The 17,155-nt window shown below is 63.3% G+C and carries 15 protein-coding genes; 8 read left to right on the forward strand and 7 right to left on the reverse strand.

The genetic code is table 11. The features are described 5' to 3' along the window. Positions 1-82 precede the first annotated feature (82 nt). Positions 83-1,030, reverse strand: coding sequence for a thioredoxin-disulfide reductase (trxB, locus tag AC4QBL_RS01890; protein WP_472908198.1), 948 nt, complete (start codon positions 1,028-1,030; stop codon positions 83-85). A 163-nt stretch (positions 1,031-1,193) separates the two neighbouring features. On the opposite strand from trxB, the gene AC4QBL_RS01895 reads away from it, so the two are divergent. The 8 genes from AC4QBL_RS01895 (at position 1,194) to AC4QBL_RS01930 (ending at position 10,394) form a co-directional block, all read left to right on the forward strand. Beyond that, complete coding sequence (locus tag AC4QBL_RS01895) at positions 1,194-1,868, forward strand: Crp/Fnr family transcriptional regulator (protein ID WP_472899918.1); 675 nt, start codon at positions 1,194-1,196, stop codon at positions 1,866-1,868. Between the two features lie 269 nt (positions 1,869-2,137). After that, on the forward strand, positions 2,138-4,498 hold the full coding sequence (locus AC4QBL_RS01900) for a DNA translocase FtsK (protein WP_472908197.1): 2,361 nt from the start codon (positions 2,138-2,140) through the stop codon (positions 4,496-4,498). Positions 4,499-4,544: 46 nt separating this feature from the next. After that, complete coding sequence (gene lolA, locus AC4QBL_RS01905) at positions 4,545-5,180, forward strand: outer membrane lipoprotein periplasmic chaperone LolA (protein ID WP_472900051.1); 636 nt, start codon at positions 4,545-4,547, stop codon at positions 5,178-5,180. A gap of 28 nt (positions 5,181-5,208) precedes the next feature. Beyond that, entirely contained in the window at positions 5,209-6,504 is a 1,296-nt protein-coding gene (locus AC4QBL_RS01910; protein WP_472908196.1) for a replication-associated recombination protein A, read from the forward strand. 229 nt (positions 6,505-6,733) lie between these two features. Then, positions 6,734-7,663, forward strand: a complete 930-nt coding sequence (locus AC4QBL_RS01915) for a branched-chain amino acid ABC transporter permease (RefSeq protein ID WP_472899921.1) — start codon at positions 6,734-6,736, stop codon at positions 7,661-7,663. 13 nt (positions 7,664-7,676) lie between these two features. Continuing rightward, positions 7,677-8,762: a branched-chain amino acid ABC transporter permease gene (locus AC4QBL_RS01920; RefSeq protein WP_472899922.1), complete on the forward strand. Its 1,086-nt coding sequence runs from the start codon at positions 7,677-7,679 to the stop codon at positions 8,760-8,762. Positions 8,763-8,776: 14 nt separating this feature from the next. Continuing rightward, positions 8,777-9,547: an ABC transporter ATP-binding protein gene (locus tag AC4QBL_RS01925; protein ID WP_472899923.1), complete on the forward strand. Its 771-nt coding sequence runs from the start codon at positions 8,777-8,779 to the stop codon at positions 9,545-9,547. A 130-nt stretch (positions 9,548-9,677) separates the two neighbouring features. Next, entirely contained in the window at positions 9,678-10,394 is a 717-nt protein-coding gene (locus tag AC4QBL_RS01930) for an ABC transporter ATP-binding protein (protein ID WP_472899924.1), read from the forward strand. Positions 10,395-10,445: 51 nt separating this feature from the next. Here AC4QBL_RS01930 and AC4QBL_RS01935 read toward each other — a convergent pair whose 3' ends face one another. From AC4QBL_RS01935 to AC4QBL_RS01960, 6 genes are read right to left on the reverse strand one after another with little or no spacing between them, the layout of a single operon-like run. Beyond that, a complete protein-coding gene (locus AC4QBL_RS01935) occupies positions 10,446-11,972 on the reverse strand; it encodes an oligosaccharide flippase family protein (protein ID WP_472908195.1) in 1,527 nt (508 codons plus the stop codon). Positions 11,973-12,000: 28 nt separating this feature from the next. Next, positions 12,001-12,750 carry a glycosyltransferase family 2 protein gene (locus AC4QBL_RS01940; RefSeq protein WP_472908194.1) on the reverse strand — a complete coding sequence of 250 codons (750 nt, stop codon included), beginning with the start codon at positions 12,748-12,750 and terminating at the stop codon, positions 12,001-12,003. Next, complete coding sequence (locus tag AC4QBL_RS01945; RefSeq protein ID WP_472908193.1) at positions 12,747-13,550, reverse strand: methyltransferase domain-containing protein; 804 nt, start codon at positions 13,548-13,550, stop codon at positions 12,747-12,749. Before AC4QBL_RS01945 ends, AC4QBL_RS01940 begins: the two co-directional genes overlap by 4 nt. Before the next feature lie 30 nt (positions 13,551-13,580). Next, a complete protein-coding gene (locus tag AC4QBL_RS01950; RefSeq protein WP_472908192.1) occupies positions 13,581-14,237 on the reverse strand; it encodes a class I SAM-dependent methyltransferase in 657 nt (218 codons plus the stop codon). Next, positions 14,230-15,189, reverse strand: a complete 960-nt coding sequence (locus AC4QBL_RS01955; protein WP_472908191.1) for a glycosyltransferase family 2 protein — start codon at positions 15,187-15,189, stop codon at positions 14,230-14,232. Before AC4QBL_RS01955 ends, AC4QBL_RS01950 begins: the two co-directional genes overlap by 8 nt. Continuing rightward, positions 15,186-17,141 carry a polysaccharide biosynthesis protein gene (locus AC4QBL_RS01960; protein ID WP_472908190.1) on the reverse strand — a complete coding sequence of 652 codons (1,956 nt, stop codon included), beginning with the start codon at positions 17,139-17,141 and terminating at the stop codon, positions 15,186-15,188. The genes AC4QBL_RS01955 and AC4QBL_RS01960 overlap by 4 nt, the downstream gene beginning before the upstream one ends. Positions 17,142-17,155 lie beyond the last annotated feature (14 nt).

Raw genomic sequence — 17,155 nt, forward strand, 5'->3', positions numbered from 1 at the left:
GCAGCAAAGCCTTGAATTATAGCCTTGGGCGGGAATCGCGTCCATTCAGAGGCGGGTTCCTGCGCAGTCCGTACCCTTCGGCTTACAGATCGTTTTGCTCAAGGAAGCGCTGGGCGTCCAGCGCTGCCATGCAGCCGGTGCCCGCGCTGGTGATGGCCTGGCGGTAAATGTGGTCCTGCACGTCGCCGGCCGCGAACACGCCGGGCACGCTGGTCATGGTGGCCATACCCTTCAGGCCGGACTGCGTGACGATGTAGCCGTCCTTCATTTCCAGCTGGCCTTTGAAGATGTCGGTGTTGGGGCTGTGGCCAATGGCGATGAAGCAACCTTTGACCGTCACGTCTTCGGTTGTGCCGGTTTGCACGTTCTTCAAGCGAACGCCCGTCACGCCGGTCTGGTCGCCCAGCACTTCGTCAAGTGTGCTGTGCAACTTGAGTTCGATCTTGCCAGCGGCCACTTTCTCCATCAGCTTGTCGATCATGATCGCCTCGGCTTTGAACGTGTCGCGGCGGTGAATCAGGTAGACCTTGCTGGCGATGTTTGACAGGTACAGCGCTTCTTCCACAGCGGTGTTGCCACCACCGACCACACTGCAGATTTCGTTGCGGTAGAAAAACCCATCGCACGTGGCGCAGCCCGAAACACCCTTGCCCATGAAGGCCTCTTCTGACGGCAGACCCAGGTATTTGGCTGAGGCGCCGGTGGCAATGATGAGCGCGTCGCAGCTGTATTCTCCACTGTCGCCCTTGAGGACGAAGGGCCGCTGTGAAAAGTCGACGGTGTGGATGTGGTCGAACACGATTTCGGTCTTGAAGCGCTCGGCATGCGCCAGAAAGCGCTGCATGAGATCGGGGCCTTGCACACCATCCACGTCGGCGGGCCAGTTGTCGACTTCGGTGGTCGTCATGAGCTGACCACCCTGGGCAATACCGGTGATGAGCACGGGGTTCAGGTTGGCGCGTGCGGCATACACAGCGGCGGTGTAACCGGCGGGGCCTGAGCCGAGAATAAGAACTTTAGTATGCTTCATGGTGCAAGCCCCGATGGTGACAGGGGGTGATTGGTTTAGAGTGTTGAGATAAATGGTTGCTGCCAACGCCATTCAAACCATCCTGGTGAGGGATGGGGGTCGGTGTCTGTGAGGCATTGTATGAAACAGAGCTGCTTATGCCGCCTGATCTGAGGAATAACGTATGTCCATACTGTCCAATCTGGATTTGATCCGCCGGGTTCCCCTGTTTTCAACCTTGACGCAAGCGCAGGCTGAGTCGGTGGCTGATGCTGTGATCAAGCGCCGCTTCAAGCGCGGCGAGTGCATTGTTGAGCAAGGTAAAAAGTCCAATTTCTTGGCGATTGTGTTGACGGGGCGGGCCCGTGTGGTGACCACGGATGCGCGTGGTCGCGAGGTGATTTTGGCCACCATGAACCCGGGTGACTACGTGGGCGAAATGAGTTTGATCGACAACCAGCCGCACTCGGCCACGGTGCGTGCCGAGGTGCAAACCGACGTGCTGATTCTGGGGCGCCCCGAATTTGCCCGCTGCCTGCCTGAAAACACCTCAATGGCCTACGCGGTGATGAAGGGCCTGGTGCAGCGTCTGCGCCACGCCGACCGCAAGATCGAGTCGTTGGCGCTGATGGATGTGTATGGCCGGGTGGCGAGGGCGCTGCTGGAATTTGCGCAGCCGGGCAAAGACGGGCAGTTGACGATCCGTGACCGGGTGTCGCGCCAGGACGTGGCCAAGATGATTGGCGCCTCGCGGGAGATGGTCAGCCGCGTGATGAAGGATTTGGAAGACCGCGGCTTCATTGAGCTGGCTGAGGACGGCAGCACGATCATCAAGGACCGCCTCAACACGCTGGGCTGAGCGTCTTTTGCTCATGCCCGCTCACCACCCCATAACACACCCGCTCGGCGTTGCAAAGGCGCGCCATAGTCCGAGCTGTGGCTGTGCTTTGCGCCTTGATCGGGCGCGTTTTGGGGCGTTGCTCGGACACATCCAAAAAACGCCCAACCTCTGAGCGCTGGCGCGCGCGGGGGTTGGCGTCATCCAGCCAGACGAACGTCATCCGGCGCGGGCGGTCCGGAGGGCCCAAATCCTTGGGTTAAGCTTGCTTCAGGACGACTCCGAAGCTTATGACCTATTCATTGAACACACTCAACGCCGACCGTGCCAGCGCTGCACCGGCGGGGGTGGCCCGTTTTGCCCAGGAAATTGGGCTGGTGCTGGGCGCGGCAGCGCTGGCTTTTTGGTTGCTGGCCTTGCTCAGCCATTCGCTGGCGGACCCGGCCTGGAGCACCACAGGCACCCTGGCCGAGGCCGGCAACTGGGGTGGGCGGCTGGGGGCGCTGTTGGCCGACGGCAGCTATTACCTGCTCGGTTTTTCGGTGTGGTGGTGCTTTTTCGCAGGTTTGCGTGCGTGGTTGTCGGCCCTGGCCGACTGGATACGGGGTCAGCAAGGCGGCCAGGTGGCTGATGACGGCGCGGCTCCAGGCGTGGACACGCGGTGGGGCCGTTTCTGGAGTCGCCGCAGCGCTTTCTGGGTGGGTTTGGTGTTGTTGCTGGCGGCCAGCACGGTGCTGGAATGGACGCGCATGTACCGGCTGGAAAGCATGCTGCCTGGCCATGCTGGTGGTGTGCTGGGGCATACGCTGGGGATGCTGGCCATGCGCTGGCTGGGTTTCACCGGCTCGGCGCTGGCCATGTTGGCGTTGCTGGTGCTCTGCCTGCCCCGTGTTTTCCGTTTTTCCTGGGGCCACTGGGCCGAGGGTGTGGGTTTCGTGCTCGACGGCTGGTTTGAAGCCCGGCGCGAGAAGCGTGAGGCGGTGGAAGACCAGCGCATTGGGGAGCAGGCCGCGCGCGAGCGCGAAGAGGTGGTGAAGGTGGAGCGGGTGGAGATTGAAGAGCACCACCCGATGCCGGTGGTGATCGAGCCGACGCTGGTGGACGTGCCCAAGAGCGAGCGCGTGGCCAAAGAGCGGCAGAAGCCCTTGTTCAGTGAAATGCCCGACAGCAAGCTGCCACAGGTGGATCTGCTGGACAGCGCGCCACTGAACCAGCCGGGCGTGGACAGCCAGACGCTGGAGATGACCAGCCGCCTGATTGAGAAAAAGCTCAAGGACTTTGGGGTGGAAGTGCGCGTGGTCGCGGCCGCGCCCGGTCCGGTGATCACGCGGTACGAAATTGAGCCCGCCACAGGCGTGAAAGGCTCGCAGATCGTTAACCTGGGTCGCGACCTGGCGCGTTCGTTGTCCCTGGTGTCGATCCGCGTGATTGAGACCATTCCTGGCAAGAACCTGATGGCGCTGGAGCTGCCCAACGCCAAGCGCCAGACCATCAAGCTGAGCGAAATTTTGGGCTCGGCTGTCTACAACGACGCCAAGTCCATGCTGACCATGGGCCTGGGCAAGGACATTGGGGGGCAGCCGATCGTGGCCGACCTGGCCAAAATGCCGCATTGCCTGGTGGCGGGCACCACGGGCTCGGGCAAGTCGGTGGGTATCAACGCCATGATTTTGTCGTTGTTGTACAAGGCCGACGCCAAAGACGTGCGTTTGTTGTTGATCGACCCGAAGATGCTGGAAATGAGCGTTTACGAGGGCATTCCGCACCTGCTGGCGCCGGTGGTGACCGACATGAAACACGCCGCCAACGGCCTGAACTGGTGCGTGGCCGAAATGGAAAAGCGCTACAAGCTCATGAGCAAGATGGGCGTGCGCAATCTGGCCGGTTACAACGTCAAGATCGACGAAGCCAAGGCGCGTGGCGAGATCATTGGCAATCCGTTCAGCCTCACGCCCGAGCAGCCTGAGCCGCTGGAGCGTCTGCCCTACATCGTGGTGGTGATCGATGAACTGGCCGACCTGATGATGGTGGTGGGCAAGAAGATTGAAGAGCTGATTGCGCGCCTGGCGCAGAAGGCCCGGGCGGCTGGCATTCACCTGATATTGGCCACGCAGCGGCCCAGCGTGGACGTGATCACGGGTCTGATCAAGGCCAATATTCCCACCCGCTTGTCTTTCCAGGTCAGCAGCAAGATCGACAGCCGCACCATCCTGGACCAAATGGGCGCCGAGAGTTTGCTGGGTATGGGCGACATGCTTTATATGCCTTCGGGCACGGGCTTTCCGATTCGTGTGCACGGCGCTTTTGTGAGCGACGACGAGGTGCACCGTGTGGTGGCTTACCTGAAGCAGCAGGGTGGCGAGCCCAACTACATCGACGGCGTGCTGGAAGCCGCTGCAGGCGAAGGCGACGGCAGCGATGTGTTTGGCGAGGGCGGTAGCGGTGGTGGCGAGAAAGATGCGCTGTACGACCAGGCCGTGGAAATCGTCTTGAAGGACCGCAAGGCCAGTATTTCTTATGTGCAGCGCAAGCTGAAAATTGGTTACAACCGGGCCGCGCGTTTGCTGGAAGACATGGAAAACGCGGGCTTGGTGAGCGCGTTGACGTCGAGCGGGCAGCGCGACATTTTGGTGCCCGGGCGCAATGAATGAGGGCGCTATGCAACCTTGTGTGCGCAAACGGCTCTGACAAGTCATGATCAAAACACTGATAACCACCGCCGCGCTCGCCTTGACGGCATTCACAGCGCAGGCCGACGGGCTGAAAGACCTCGAAAAATTCCTGCGCGAAGTCAACAGCGCGCAGGCCAGCTTTACCCAGGTGGTCACCTCGCCCAAGCGCACCGGCGAGACGGTGGCGCGCAGCAAGACGTCCAGCGGGCGTTTTGAGTTTTTGCGGCCCAACCGGTTCCGGTTTGAATACACCAAGCCGTTTGAGCAAACCATCGTGGCCGACGGCCAGACGCTCTGGCTTTACGACGTGGACTTGAACCAGGTAACGGCCCGCAAGCAGCAAGAGGTGTTGGGCAGCACGCCCGCCGCCCTGATTGCCGCGGGTACCGACTTGCGGGCTTTGTCCGAGGTTTTTGATTTGAAAGCCGCGCCTGCACAAGATGGCATGGAGTGGCTGGAAGCGCGCCCGCGCAGCAAGGACGGGCAGTTGCAAAGCGTGCGTGTGGGTTTTCGGCAAGGCCAGCTGACGGCGCTGGAGATTGCGGACAGCCTTGGCCAACGCTCGGTTTTGACGTTCAGCCAGTGGCAGGGCAACGCCCCGTTGACAGCTGAGCGGTTTCGGTTCCAGGCGCCTGCGGGTGCCGACGTGATCCGGCCTTGATCGCAACCGCCCAGCATCTCCGGTTGCCGTGAGCTCAGCCGCACCCCAGCACACGCCCCTGGCCGAGCGCTTGCGCCCGCGCACGCTGGCCACGGTCATCGGTCAGCAGCACCTGCTGGGCCAGGGCATGGCGCTGCGGCTGGCGTTTGAGTCGGGTCAGCCCCACAGCTGCATTCTCTGGGGCCCGCCGGGGGTGGGCAAGACCACCATCGCCCGGCTCATGGCCGATGCGTTTGACGCGCAGTTCATCACCATCAGCGCGGTGCTGGGTGGTGTGAAAGACATCCGCGAAGCGGTGGACAAAGCCGAGGCTGCGCGCGATGGCTTGCACCAGCAGCGCACCATTGTGTTTGTGGACGAGGTGCACCGCTTCAACAAAAGCCAGCAGGACGCGTTTTTGCCCCATGTGGAGAGCGGCTTGTTCACCTTCATTGGTGCCACCACTGAAAACCCCTCGTTTGAAGTCAATTCCGCCTTGCTCTCGCGGGCGGCGGTGTACGTGCTGCAGCCCATGGGCGAAGAAGACTTGCGCCAGATCATCGGGCGGGCGCAGGCCATCAACGCGGTGCCCCCGCTGCAGGCGGCAGCGGCCGATCGCCTGATCGCCTACGCCGACGGCGATGCCCGCCGCCTGCTCAACACACTGGAAACCCTGGCCGTGGCCGCCGGGCGCGAAAAACTGGCCGAGGTCACCGATGACTGGCTGCTGCGCGTGTTGGGCGAACGCATGCGCCGCTATGACAAGGGCGGCGAGCAGTTCTACGACACCATCAGCGCGCTGCACAAAAGCGTGCGCGGCTCCGACCCGGACGCAGCACTCTACTGGTTTGTGCGCATGCTCGACGGCGGGGCCGATCCCCGCTATCTGGCGCGCCGCTTTATCCGTATGGCGAGCGAAGACATTGGCCTGGCCGATCCCCGAGCGTTGCGTCTGGCGCTGGACGCTGCCGAGGTGTACGAGCGCCTGGGCACGCCCGAGGGTGAGTTGGCCCTGGCCGAGTGCGTGGTGTATCTGGCGGTGGCACCCAAGTCCAACGCGGTCTACAAAGCCTTTAACGAGGCCAAGGCGTTTGTGAAAAAAGACGGCACCCGTCCGGTGCCGATGCACCTTCGCAATGCGCCCACCCGGCTCATGAAGCAGCTCGACTATGGAAAAGGCTACCGCTACGCCCACGACGAGGCCGATGGCTTCGCGGCTGGCGAAAATTACCTGCCCGAAGGCATGGCCGAGCCGGGGTTTTACCGTCCGGTGGAGCGCGGGCTGGAGATTCGTATTGCCGATAAGCTGCGTGAGTTCAAAAAACTGAACGATCACAAAAACTAATGAAAGACCAATCGCGCTGATGCAGGGCGGTTTGAAATCTGGAAATCAGGGTAAACCCGCGTGTGATAAGGGGTTACACGCATGGGGCCTCTCAAATCGCCTCGCTACAATCCGGCACCAACCCGCAGTCTGTCCTGTCCCAAGGTCGAGCCTGGCGGGTTTTTTGCTAAGTTGAAACAGGCCAGTCCGGGCAGTCCGCCCGCGCCTGTCAAAAACACGGAGAAACTTCATGGAAACCTTGCTACAGCAGATCATCAACGGTCTGGTGCTGGGCAGCATGTACGCGCTGGTGGCCCTCGGGTACACCATGGTCTACGGCATCATCGGACTCATCAACTTCGCGCACGGCGATGTGTTGATGATCGGCGCGCTCACGAGCTGGACCATCATTGCCGGTATGCGCGAGTCCATGGTGGGCGTGCCCGGCTGGTTGATGCTGCTGATGGCCACCATCATTGCCATGGTGGTGTGTGCGGCGCTGAACTTCACCATCGAGAAGCTGGCCTACCGGCCGTTGCGCAACTCATCACGCCTGGCCCCGCTGATCACAGCCATTGGTATGTCGCTGCTGTTGCAGACGCTGGCCATGATCATCTGGAAACCCAACCCTAAGTCGTACCCGTCCATGCTCTCAAGCGAGCCGTTTCACCTGGGTGGTGCGGTGATTTCGGTGACGCAGGTGACCATCCTGGCCGTGACGGCGATCACCCTGGCTTTCCTGATGTGGCTGGTCAACCGCACCAACCTGGGCCGGGCCATGCGTGCCACGGCTGAAAACCCCCGCGTGGCAGCCCTCATGGGCATCAAGCCCGACGTGGTGATTTCCGCCACCTTCATCATCGGCGCCATGCTGGCGGCCATTGCGGGCGTGATGTGGGCGTCCAACTACGGCACGGTGCAACACGCCATGGGCTTCATGCCCGGCCTGAAGGCGTTTGTGGCCGCGGTGATGGGCGGCATTGGCAACCTGGCGGGCGCCGTGGTCGGCGGCATTGCGCTGGGTCTGATCGAGTCGCTGGGCGCCGGCTACCTGGGCAAGCTCACGGGCGGTGTGCTGGGCAGCCAATACACCGACATCTTTGCCTTCATCGTGCTGGCGATCGTGCTGACCCTGCGTCCTTCGGGTCTGCTGGGCGAGCGTGTGGCAGACCGAGCCTGAGCAGGAGCGCACCATGATGAATTCCAAAATTGGAAAACTGATCGTCTTTTTGCTGGCCGCCGCAGCGCTGCTGCTGTTGCCCATTCTGTTGCAATCCACGGGCAGCAACTCGTGGGTTCGCATTCTGGACATCGCGCTGCTGTACGTGCTGCTGGCGCTGGGCCTGAACATTGTGGTCGGCTACGCCGGTCTGCTCGATCTGGGTTACATCGCGTTCTTCGCGGTGGGGGCCTACATCTTTGCCCTGCTGGGATCGCCCCATCTGGCTGACACCTTCCCGGCCATCAAGGCCATGTTCCCCAACGGCCTGCACTACAGCATCTGGTGGGTGATGATTTTGGCGGCGGTGGTGGCGGGTATCGTGGGCATGATCCTGGGTGCGCCCACGCTCAAGCTGCGCGGCGATTACCTGGCCATCATCACACTGGGTTTCGGCGAAATCATCCGCATCTTCCTGCTCAACATGGACCGTCCGGTGAACATCACCAACGGGCCCAAGGGCATCAGCCAGATCGACACCATTTCGGTGTTCGGTCTCGACTTGGGCAAGCGCCTGACCATTGGTGACTACACCTTCCAGCCCGTCACGCTGTACTACTACCTGTTCCTGTTCTTCGTGGTGCTGGCGGTGATCATTTCTTACCGCCTGCAAGACTCGCGCATTGGCCGTGCCTGGATGGCGATTCGGGAAGACGAAATTGCCGCCAAGGCCATGGGCCTGAACACCCGCAACCTCAAGTTGCTGGCGTTCGGCATGGGGGCCTCGTTTGGCGGCGTATCGGGCGTGCTGTTTGCGTCGTTCCAGCGTTTCGTGTCGCCCGAATCGTTCTCGCTGATGGAGTCGGTGATGGTGGTGGCCATGGTCGTGCTGGGTGGCATTGGGCACATTCCGGGCGTGATTTTGGGCGCCTTGCTGCTGGCTGGCCTGCCCGAGCTGCTGCGCCATGTGGCCCACCCCCTGACGGAGTTGACCGATGGCCGCCTGGCCCCTGAAATCTTGCGCCAGTTGCTGATTGCGCTGGCCATGGTGGTGGTGATGCTGATCCGGCCCAAGGGCCTGTGGCCAGCGCCCGAACACGGCAAGTCCTTGACCAAATGAGCGGAGTTGCTGATATGTCTGAAACCATTCTCAAGGTGGCCAACGTTTCCAAGCGTTTTGGCGGCCTACAAGCCCTCAGCGATGTGGGCATGGAAATCAAGCGCGGTCAGGTGTATGGCCTGATCGGTCCCAACGGCGCCGGCAAAACCACCTTTTTCAACGTGCTCACCGGTCTGTACACGCCCGACAGCGGCACCTTTGAGCTGGCGGGCAAGCCCTACACGCCCTCGGCCGTGCACGAAGTCGCCAAAGCGGGTATCGCCCGCACCTTTCAGAATATCCGGCTGTTTGCGGAAATGACAGCGCTGGAAAACGTGATGGTGGGGCGGCACGTGCGCACCCATTCCGGGCTGATTGGTGCGGTGCTGCGCACACCGGGTTTCAAGCGCGAAGAGGCCGAGATAACCGCTCGCGCCCGCGAGTTGCTGGAATACGTGGGCATCAGCAAGTTTGCGGACTACAAGTCCCGCACACTGAGCTACGGCGACCAGCGCCGCCTGGAAATTGCGCGTGCGCTCGCCACCGACCCCCAGCTGATTGCGCTGGACGAACCGGCTGCCGGCATGAACGCAACAGAAAAAGTGATGTTGCGTGAACTGATCGACCGCATCCGCAACGACAACCGCACCATCTTGTTGATTGAGCACGATGTGAAGTTGGTCATGGGCCTGTGCGACCGCGTGACGGTACTGGACTACGGCAAACAGCTCTCGTCGGGCACGCCCGCTGAAGTGCAGAGCGATCCGAAAGTGATTGAAGCCTATCTGGGCACCGGTGGCGGGTGATCGCTCCCCCCGCGCCGCCTGCGGCGTCACCCCCCAGTGGGCAACATCTGCGGCCCGGCAAAGCCGGTTCCGCGATGTTCTGGGTTGAAGCATTTCGCGCCCGCTAAAGGAACACAAAAGGAATTACGACATGGCGAACACACTTCTCAAAGTCAGTGGCCTGAAGGTCGCTTACGGTGGCATCAAGGCGGTCAAGGGCATCGACCTGGAGGTGCGCGAGGGCGAACTGATTTCGCTCATCGGCTCCAACGGTGCCGGCAAAACCACCACCATGAAGGCGGTCACCGGTTCGCTGGCGTTTGAAGCCGGCGACATTGAGTACCTGGGCAAAAGTATCAAAGGCAAAGGCGCCTGGGACTTGGTGAAACAGGGCCTGGCCATGGTGCCGGAGGGCCGTGGCGTGTTCACCCGCATGACCATCACCGAAAACCTGCAAATGGGCGCCTACATCCGCACCGACAAGGCGGGTATTGCCAACGATATTGAGCGCATGTTTGGCATTTTTCCGCGTCTGCGTGAACGCAAAGACCAGCTCGCCGGCACCATGAGCGGTGGCGAACAGCAAATGCTGGCCATGGCGCGTGCGCTGATGAGTCAGCCCAAGGTGTTGTTGCTGGACGAGCCTTCCATGGGCCTGTCACCCATCATGGTGGACAAGATCTTTGAAGTGGTGCGCGACGTGTCAGCCCAGGGCGTGACGGTGCTGCTGGTGGAACAAAACGCCCAGCGCGCCTTGCAGATTGCCGACCGCGGCTACGTGATGGATTCGGGTGAGATCACCATGACAGGAGCGGGCAAAGATTTGCTGACCGACCCGAAGGTGAAAGAAGCTTATCTGGGGCATTGAACCCCGATCAGAGACAGAGAAAAGGCCCGCATCGCGGGCCTTTTTCTTGATTCAATGCGCCCTTCGACGCTGTAGCAGCGCCAGTAACCACCTGCGCAGCACCGGGCTGGCGAGTGTGGCGGTGAGCACAAGCAGCGAGCCCAGCGTCCCGATCTGGAGCGCGGCAGACACGCGGTCTGGCGGCGGCGCCACCAGCAGCGGCCACAGGGCGCTGATGGCCACCACCGGCAGTGCAATGGGGGCGATGTCACGGGTGAGCCATTGCCGGTGCATGCCCGGCCAGTGGCGCTGGTGCATCACCGGCACCCACAACAGCAGGTACAAGGCATTGCAGGTCATCCACACGGGCCCGGTGTGGTCGATACCACCCTGGCGCGCCGCCCAGAACATGGCAGGGGCCAGGGCAGCCAGCAGCAACAATTGGCCCGCGACATGCAGGCCCATTTGTCCCCGGGCATAGAGCAGCAAATAGGGGCACATGGCGAACAGCAGGCAGGCGTTCCCGATGGCATAAAACGCCAGCACGGACTCGGCTGCCAGCGCCAGTTCGCGGTTGCCCGTGAGCAGCCACAGTGTGGGACCCGCCAGCACCCACAGCATCCCGGCCACCGGCAGGCACACGACCGCCATGAGCTGCGTGCCCATGCGGTAGAGGCGGTGCACCTCGGTGACATTGCGGGCCGCCTGCAGCACGGACAGACGCGAGAGCAGCACGGTGTTGATGGGCGTGCTGGCCACGAACAACGAACTGGCCACCAGCACCGCGAGGCTGAAGTACCCGAACTGAGCCAGTGGCAGCAGCAGCGAGAGGATCAGGCGGTCGACTTGAGTGACGGCGATCCAGAGCGCCGCCGTGGCGCCGGCCGCTGCAGCGAAACGCCAGAGTTCGCGTGTGATGAATGGGGCCGGCGCGGTGCGCTTGTGTGAGGGTTTCTGAACTGCGGGCAGCACCGCAGCGAGCGACTGGCCGGCATGGCGACGCATCACCAGCACTTCCAGCACGGCAACGCCCAGCTGGTAGGCAAAGAAGTGCAACGCATCGGTGCCCACGTACATGAACAACGGAATGACCACCAGGAAACGCAAGCTGGCAAAAACGATGTTGAGAACGCCGAGACGGACGAAGTCTTCGGTGCCGGTGAGCACGCTGCGGTAGGCCACGGAGACAAAACGCAGCATCAGCGAGCCCGCCATGAGCTGCAGCGCCCAGCGGGTGGAAGCCAGGTCCAGCGATTCGATCTTCAGCCATTGGTGCGTGATGAAGCCTGAGGCCAACACCACGGCCAGCAGGCCCGCAGCGCCCACGGCCACCAGCACCTGTTGCACCCGGCGCACGAGCCGCGCGAGCGCAGCCGGATCAAGGCCGCCCGCCCGGTGCCGGGCTGTTTCGCGGGCCAGCGTGGCACCGAGGCCAAGGTCGAGCAACATGAACCAGGTCTGCAGCACCCCGTAGAACGCGATCAGTCCATAGGTTTCGGCGTCGACAAAGCGCACGTAGGCCACCAGCCCGAGCAGCCCTGCCAGGGCCACGTAGGCATGGCTGACGTAATTCACCAGGGTGTGCCGAGCCAGGGTCATGTTGGCATGTGCCCGATGGAATCGGAGGTCATCGCGGGCGGCTGCCGCTCAGAAAACGCAGGGCGCTGCTGAGGTGCCAGTACAGGTGCCGCAGGTTGCGTCGGCTGGCGTACTGGCCGTCGTGCACGATGCGACAGGCCGGCTGAACCCGGCACGACAGGCCGGCCTGCCCCAGACGGCGGCACAGGTCGGCGTCCTCGTAATACATGAAGTAGCGTTCATCAAAACCGCCCACCGCCTCAAATGCTGCGCGGGGAAACACCATGAACATGCCCGACACCCAGTCGACCACCGCAGGCGCCGTGAACACGGGGTAGTCGGCCTGGTGGTCACGGCGCAGCAGCTTGCGTACCAGATACGCGGCGGTGGGGAAGCGCCGCGCTATGGGCGCTGGCGCGCCGCTGGAGAAAGAGGCGCAGGGCGCGCACACGCCGGTAGCAGGCTGTTGCGCCAGGCTCAGCAATGCTTGCAGGTGACCATCGACCAGACGCACATCCGGGTTGACCACCGCAAAGCAATCACCCCGGGCGTGTAGAAAGGCTGCGTTATGGTTTGCGCCAAAGCCCTTGGGCGTCAGGTTGCGGATCACCCGCACGCTTCGGCCGCTGCGCAACAGGGGCGCCAGAAAGCCTTCGTCTTCCGGAATGTTGAGGGTGATCAGCAACTCGAAGTCGACGTCCATCGGTTGCTGGAGATCTTGCAGCAGGTCGGCCACCAGCGCACCCTGGCCGTGGCTCACGATGGAGATGCTCAGCGGACAATTGGGTGTCACGCTCACGGCTGCGGTCCTGTTGACACCGGCTTGCGGGCCAGTATGAAATGGTCGCTGGCCGAGCTGTCGCTTCGGACCAGTTCCAGTTGCAGGTGCCGGCACAAGGTGACCATGAGTTCGGGGTCGAATACATGGTGGTGCAGGCAGCGGTTTTCGTGGTTTTTGAGGCTGCGCTCTCGGAAGGCTTCGGGCGAGGGCGAACCAGCGTCCCGCGAGCCGTCGTGCAGAGCCAGGATTTCGGGCAGGTGCGTAAGGTCGTCTTCGCCGACGCCTTGGCGGTGGTCTTCCAGCAGGTGCTCAAAGCGCGTCACCGGCCGGCGGTGGTCAAAATTCGACGCCTGGTTGGGCAGCACCAGCAACAGGTGGCCACCGGGGCGCACGATCCTCAGCCATTCTTCCAGCGCCTTGATCGGATTGGCCACGTGTTCCAGGCAGTTGGACGAGATCACGAAGTCGTAGCGTTCGTTGCCAAGCGCCGGCAGGCTCGACGCTTCGGCGATCCACTGTTTTCCCACCCGGTCCTTGCCATAACGGAAGGGCCGCGCTTCGGTGATGTGCCCTTCCCAGGTCGTCTGTTCTGAAAAGTTGACGCCGTCGAGACCTGCAAGCTCGGGGTAGAGCGGAATGAAAACCTGGAAGGCCAGGCTGGGCCCGCCAATTTCAATTCCGCACTGACCCTTGAGCGCCTGCACATAGTCGGCCGCGCGGGGCAGTTGGCGGCCCCGGTACTTCAGCCGCAGCAGAGGTTGCAGCCAGCTTCTTGGCAACAACTGCCGCACGGCGTATTTGATCCGGGTCTTCATCATGGCGGGTGCTTGGCGTGGTGTGGCTGGTGGTCACGCAGCTTTGCGCGAACGCATCAGGTACTGGCCGATCAGCAGGTTCTTGAAGAGGCCCAGCGACGCGGTGTTCAGCCCCTTGGACAGAGGCCCGAGCAGGCCGCTGCTCTGCTCGATGGCAAGGCTTTGGGTCTGCATGAGCGCCAGGGCCGATTCGCGCGTGAAGAAGCGCAGGTGTGTGCGGTCCAGAATACCGCTGTCGGTGTAGCGGAACCGCCCCCGCACCAGCAGGTTGAACAGCACCTGCACATGGCGCACGTTGGGCACGCTGGTGATGAAGGCGCCACCCGGCTTGAGCTTGGTGCTCAGGCGCTCCACGGTCGCCCAGGGGTCGACCAGGTGTTCCAGCACATCCAGGCACAGGATGCAGTCCACGGACAGGTCGGGTATGTCGTTGAGCGCAGCCTCCACGGGTTTTTCGATCACATGATCGAGCTTGTGGCGGGCCAGGGTGGCGGTGGCGGCAAACGGCTCGATACCGGTGACGCGTTCGCAAAGCCCGCGCGCTTTCAGCAGGGCGCCGGTATTGCCGGCTGAGCAGCCCACGTCGAGAACATGGGGGTAGCGCCGGTCCACCAGCGGCAGGATGTCGGCCCGTGTGGATGTGGCGTAAGTGTCATGGCCGGCGCCGAGGGGCGCGGTGTGGTCAGGCATGAAATGGTCCGGTTCGTCGCAACAGACCGTCGAGCAGGCCACGGTGAATCATGCGCCAGGAGGGCAGGCGTGGCTTGTCAAACAGCAGGTAAAAGCCGTACTTCAGCAACAGGCGCCAGCCATCGGCCAGCTTCCAGTTCAGGGGCAGGCCCGGCTGGCGGTACATCCAGATGGCGTTGCGGAACATGTAGTAATGCCGCAGCGCCTGGCGGGTCGGGTAGTGGCGGCCGCGAAAGGCAATCGGCTGGTCGCCCAGGCTGTGGTGCATGTGGGCCGCACACACCCCGTAGCTGGCCAGGCCCATCGCCCCGGCGCGCAAGCCCCATTCGATGTCCACGTAGTCAATGAACAGCTCTTCGCGCATGCCGCCCACGGCATCAAGCACGGCCAGGGGCATGAGGCAGCCCGAGGCCACGAGGTAGTCCACAGCCACCACCGCGTCCGCTGAGGAGCAGGCCTGGCGTTGGTAGCGCAGACCGTTGATACGGATGAACGGGGGCGGATTGTCGAGCCGGTCGTCGACGAAGCGGGGACCGACCGATGCCACCTGTTCACCCCGCTGTGTGCGTTCGATCACCACCTGCAACAGGCGGGCCACCATGTCGGGCGCGGGGCAGCTGTCCTGGTCAAACAGGATTGCGTGGCCGCAGCGTGCCCGGTCTGCCAGCGCAATGCCCACGTTCTGTGCGGCCGCAATGCCCAGGTTCTGCCCCAGCCGCCGCAGGCTGAGCCGGAGGCTGGACGCCAGGGGCGCGGCCCAGGCTTCCAGGTCGGCACGGGAACCGTTGTCCACCACCACGATCTGCTCGACTTGCGGCGCCAGCGCGTCGACCAGGCGTGTGAGCACGGTCAGATCGGGCTGGTAGGTCACGACGATGGCGCACACCCCGGCGGGGGTGGTGCCCATGAGGGATGGCGGACCATCCGGTGGCAGGCTGCTGGTGGCGCTCATGCGGGAAAGGCCGTGGGCGTGGGGGGCTGGTAGTCGGGCACATGGCGCCTCAGCACCCGCCGAACCTCGGCGCCCGGGGTGGTGTCGGACAGTTGGCGCAATTCGTTGAGCACCGGCTCCAGGTCGTTCCAGTTCAGCCAGGCTTCGTGCGCACGGCAGACCTTGGGATGCCGGGTGGGCTGGGCGTCGCTGCTGATGAGCAGTTCTTCAAACAGTTTCTCGCCAGGCCGCAGGCCGGTGAATGCCAGCTCGATGTCGCCTTCGGGATTGTCTGCATCCCGCACCGTGAAGCCCGAGAGATGGACCATGAGGCGTGCCAGGTCCTGAATGCGCACCGGGTCGCCCATGTCGAGCAGGTAGACAGGGCCCGGCTCGGCCGAATCGGCCGACATGGCGGCGGCCTGAATCACCAGCTGGGCTGCTTCGGGAATGGTCATGAAATAGCGCGTGATGTCGGGATGGGTCACCGTGACCGGCCCGCCACCCTGGATCTGTTGCCGGAACTTGGGGATCACGCTGCCCGAAGAGCCGAGCACGTTGCCAAAGCGAACCATGGAAAAGCGCGTGGGGGCGCCTGTGGACAGCCCTTCGCGAGCCAGTGCCTGCACCACCATTTCAGCCAGTCGTTTGGTGGCCCCCATCACGTTGGTGGGGCGCACGGCTTTGTCGGTGCTGATGAGCACCACGTCCTGAACCCCGGCGCGCAAGGCGGCCCGGGCCACATTCAGCGTGCCCAGCACATTGTTGCGAATGGCGGCCACCGGGTTGTCTTCCACCAGGGGCACATGCTTGTACGCTGCCGCGTGGTACACGGTGTCGGGCCGGTGCGTCTGCATCAGCTCGGTCATGCGGTTTTCATCGCGCACATCGGCGAGCAAGGGAGTCAGCTGCAGCGTGGTGGTTTTGTCGTCGGCGGCCTGCCGCAGGCCTTCCAGGTCTTCCACAACCGCGTACAGCGCATATTCGTTGAGTTCGACGAGCACCAGCTGCGCTGGGTGCTGCGCCACGATCTGGCGGCACAGTTCGCTGCCAATGGAGCCGCCCGCGCCGGTGACCATGACGGTCTTGCCGGTGATGTTGCGGGCCATCAGTTGGGCGTCTGGTGGCACCGGGTCGCGCCCCAGCAGGTCTTCCAGCGACACCTCGCGCAGCTGGTCGGCGTCTACCCGGCGGTGGGCCAGATCGGCCAGCCGGGGCAGGGTGCGCACCCCGACGCGGGCGCGGTTGAGCAGTTTCACGATCTCGGTACGGCGTGCCCGCGATACCGAGGGCAGCGCCAGCAGCACGTCGCGCACGCCGTGGATCTGCACCTGGGCTTCGATCGCCGCCGGGTTGTAGACCAGCTGGCCCATGATGCGCCCGCCCTGCAGGCTTGGGTTGTCGTCTAGAAAGCCCACCACGCGCATGCTGGTCCGGGCGAGCGATTCGGCGAGCTGGCGCCCGGTATCGCCCGCGCCGTAGATGAATACCGGCACGCGGGCGGCTGGCGAGCGCGCTGGTGCAGGCGTCTCGCTGAGCAGTTCACCCGCGAGGAAACGCGTGGCCCCCACGCACAGCAGCAGCAGCGCCGGCTGCAGCAGGCCGATGGTGCGCGGCACCAGCGGGAAACCGATCACCGTGAACAGCGTGGCGTAGAGCGCGGCGTAGATCGCGATGGCGCCCACCAGGGCACGCAGTGATTCGCGCCCGGCGAAGCGGAACACCGAGCTGTACAGGCCGAACGCCGCCAGCAGGGGCACCGCCAGCACAGGCGAGGCGCCCACCGCCAGCCACTGGTAGTCGTCCAGCGACACCCAGGCCTCGAACCGCAGGCAGATCGACAGCCATGCGGTGATCATGCACAGGCACACATCCAGCGCCACCACCAGCAGGCGTTTGGCGGTGCGCGGCAAGGTCACCAGGCTTTGCGTCGCAGCCTGGCGGGTGGGGGACGGCAGGGCGTCTTCTTTCATGGGTTGGAGTGTAC

Source organism: Hydrogenophaga sp. L99 (assembly GCF_058731905.1).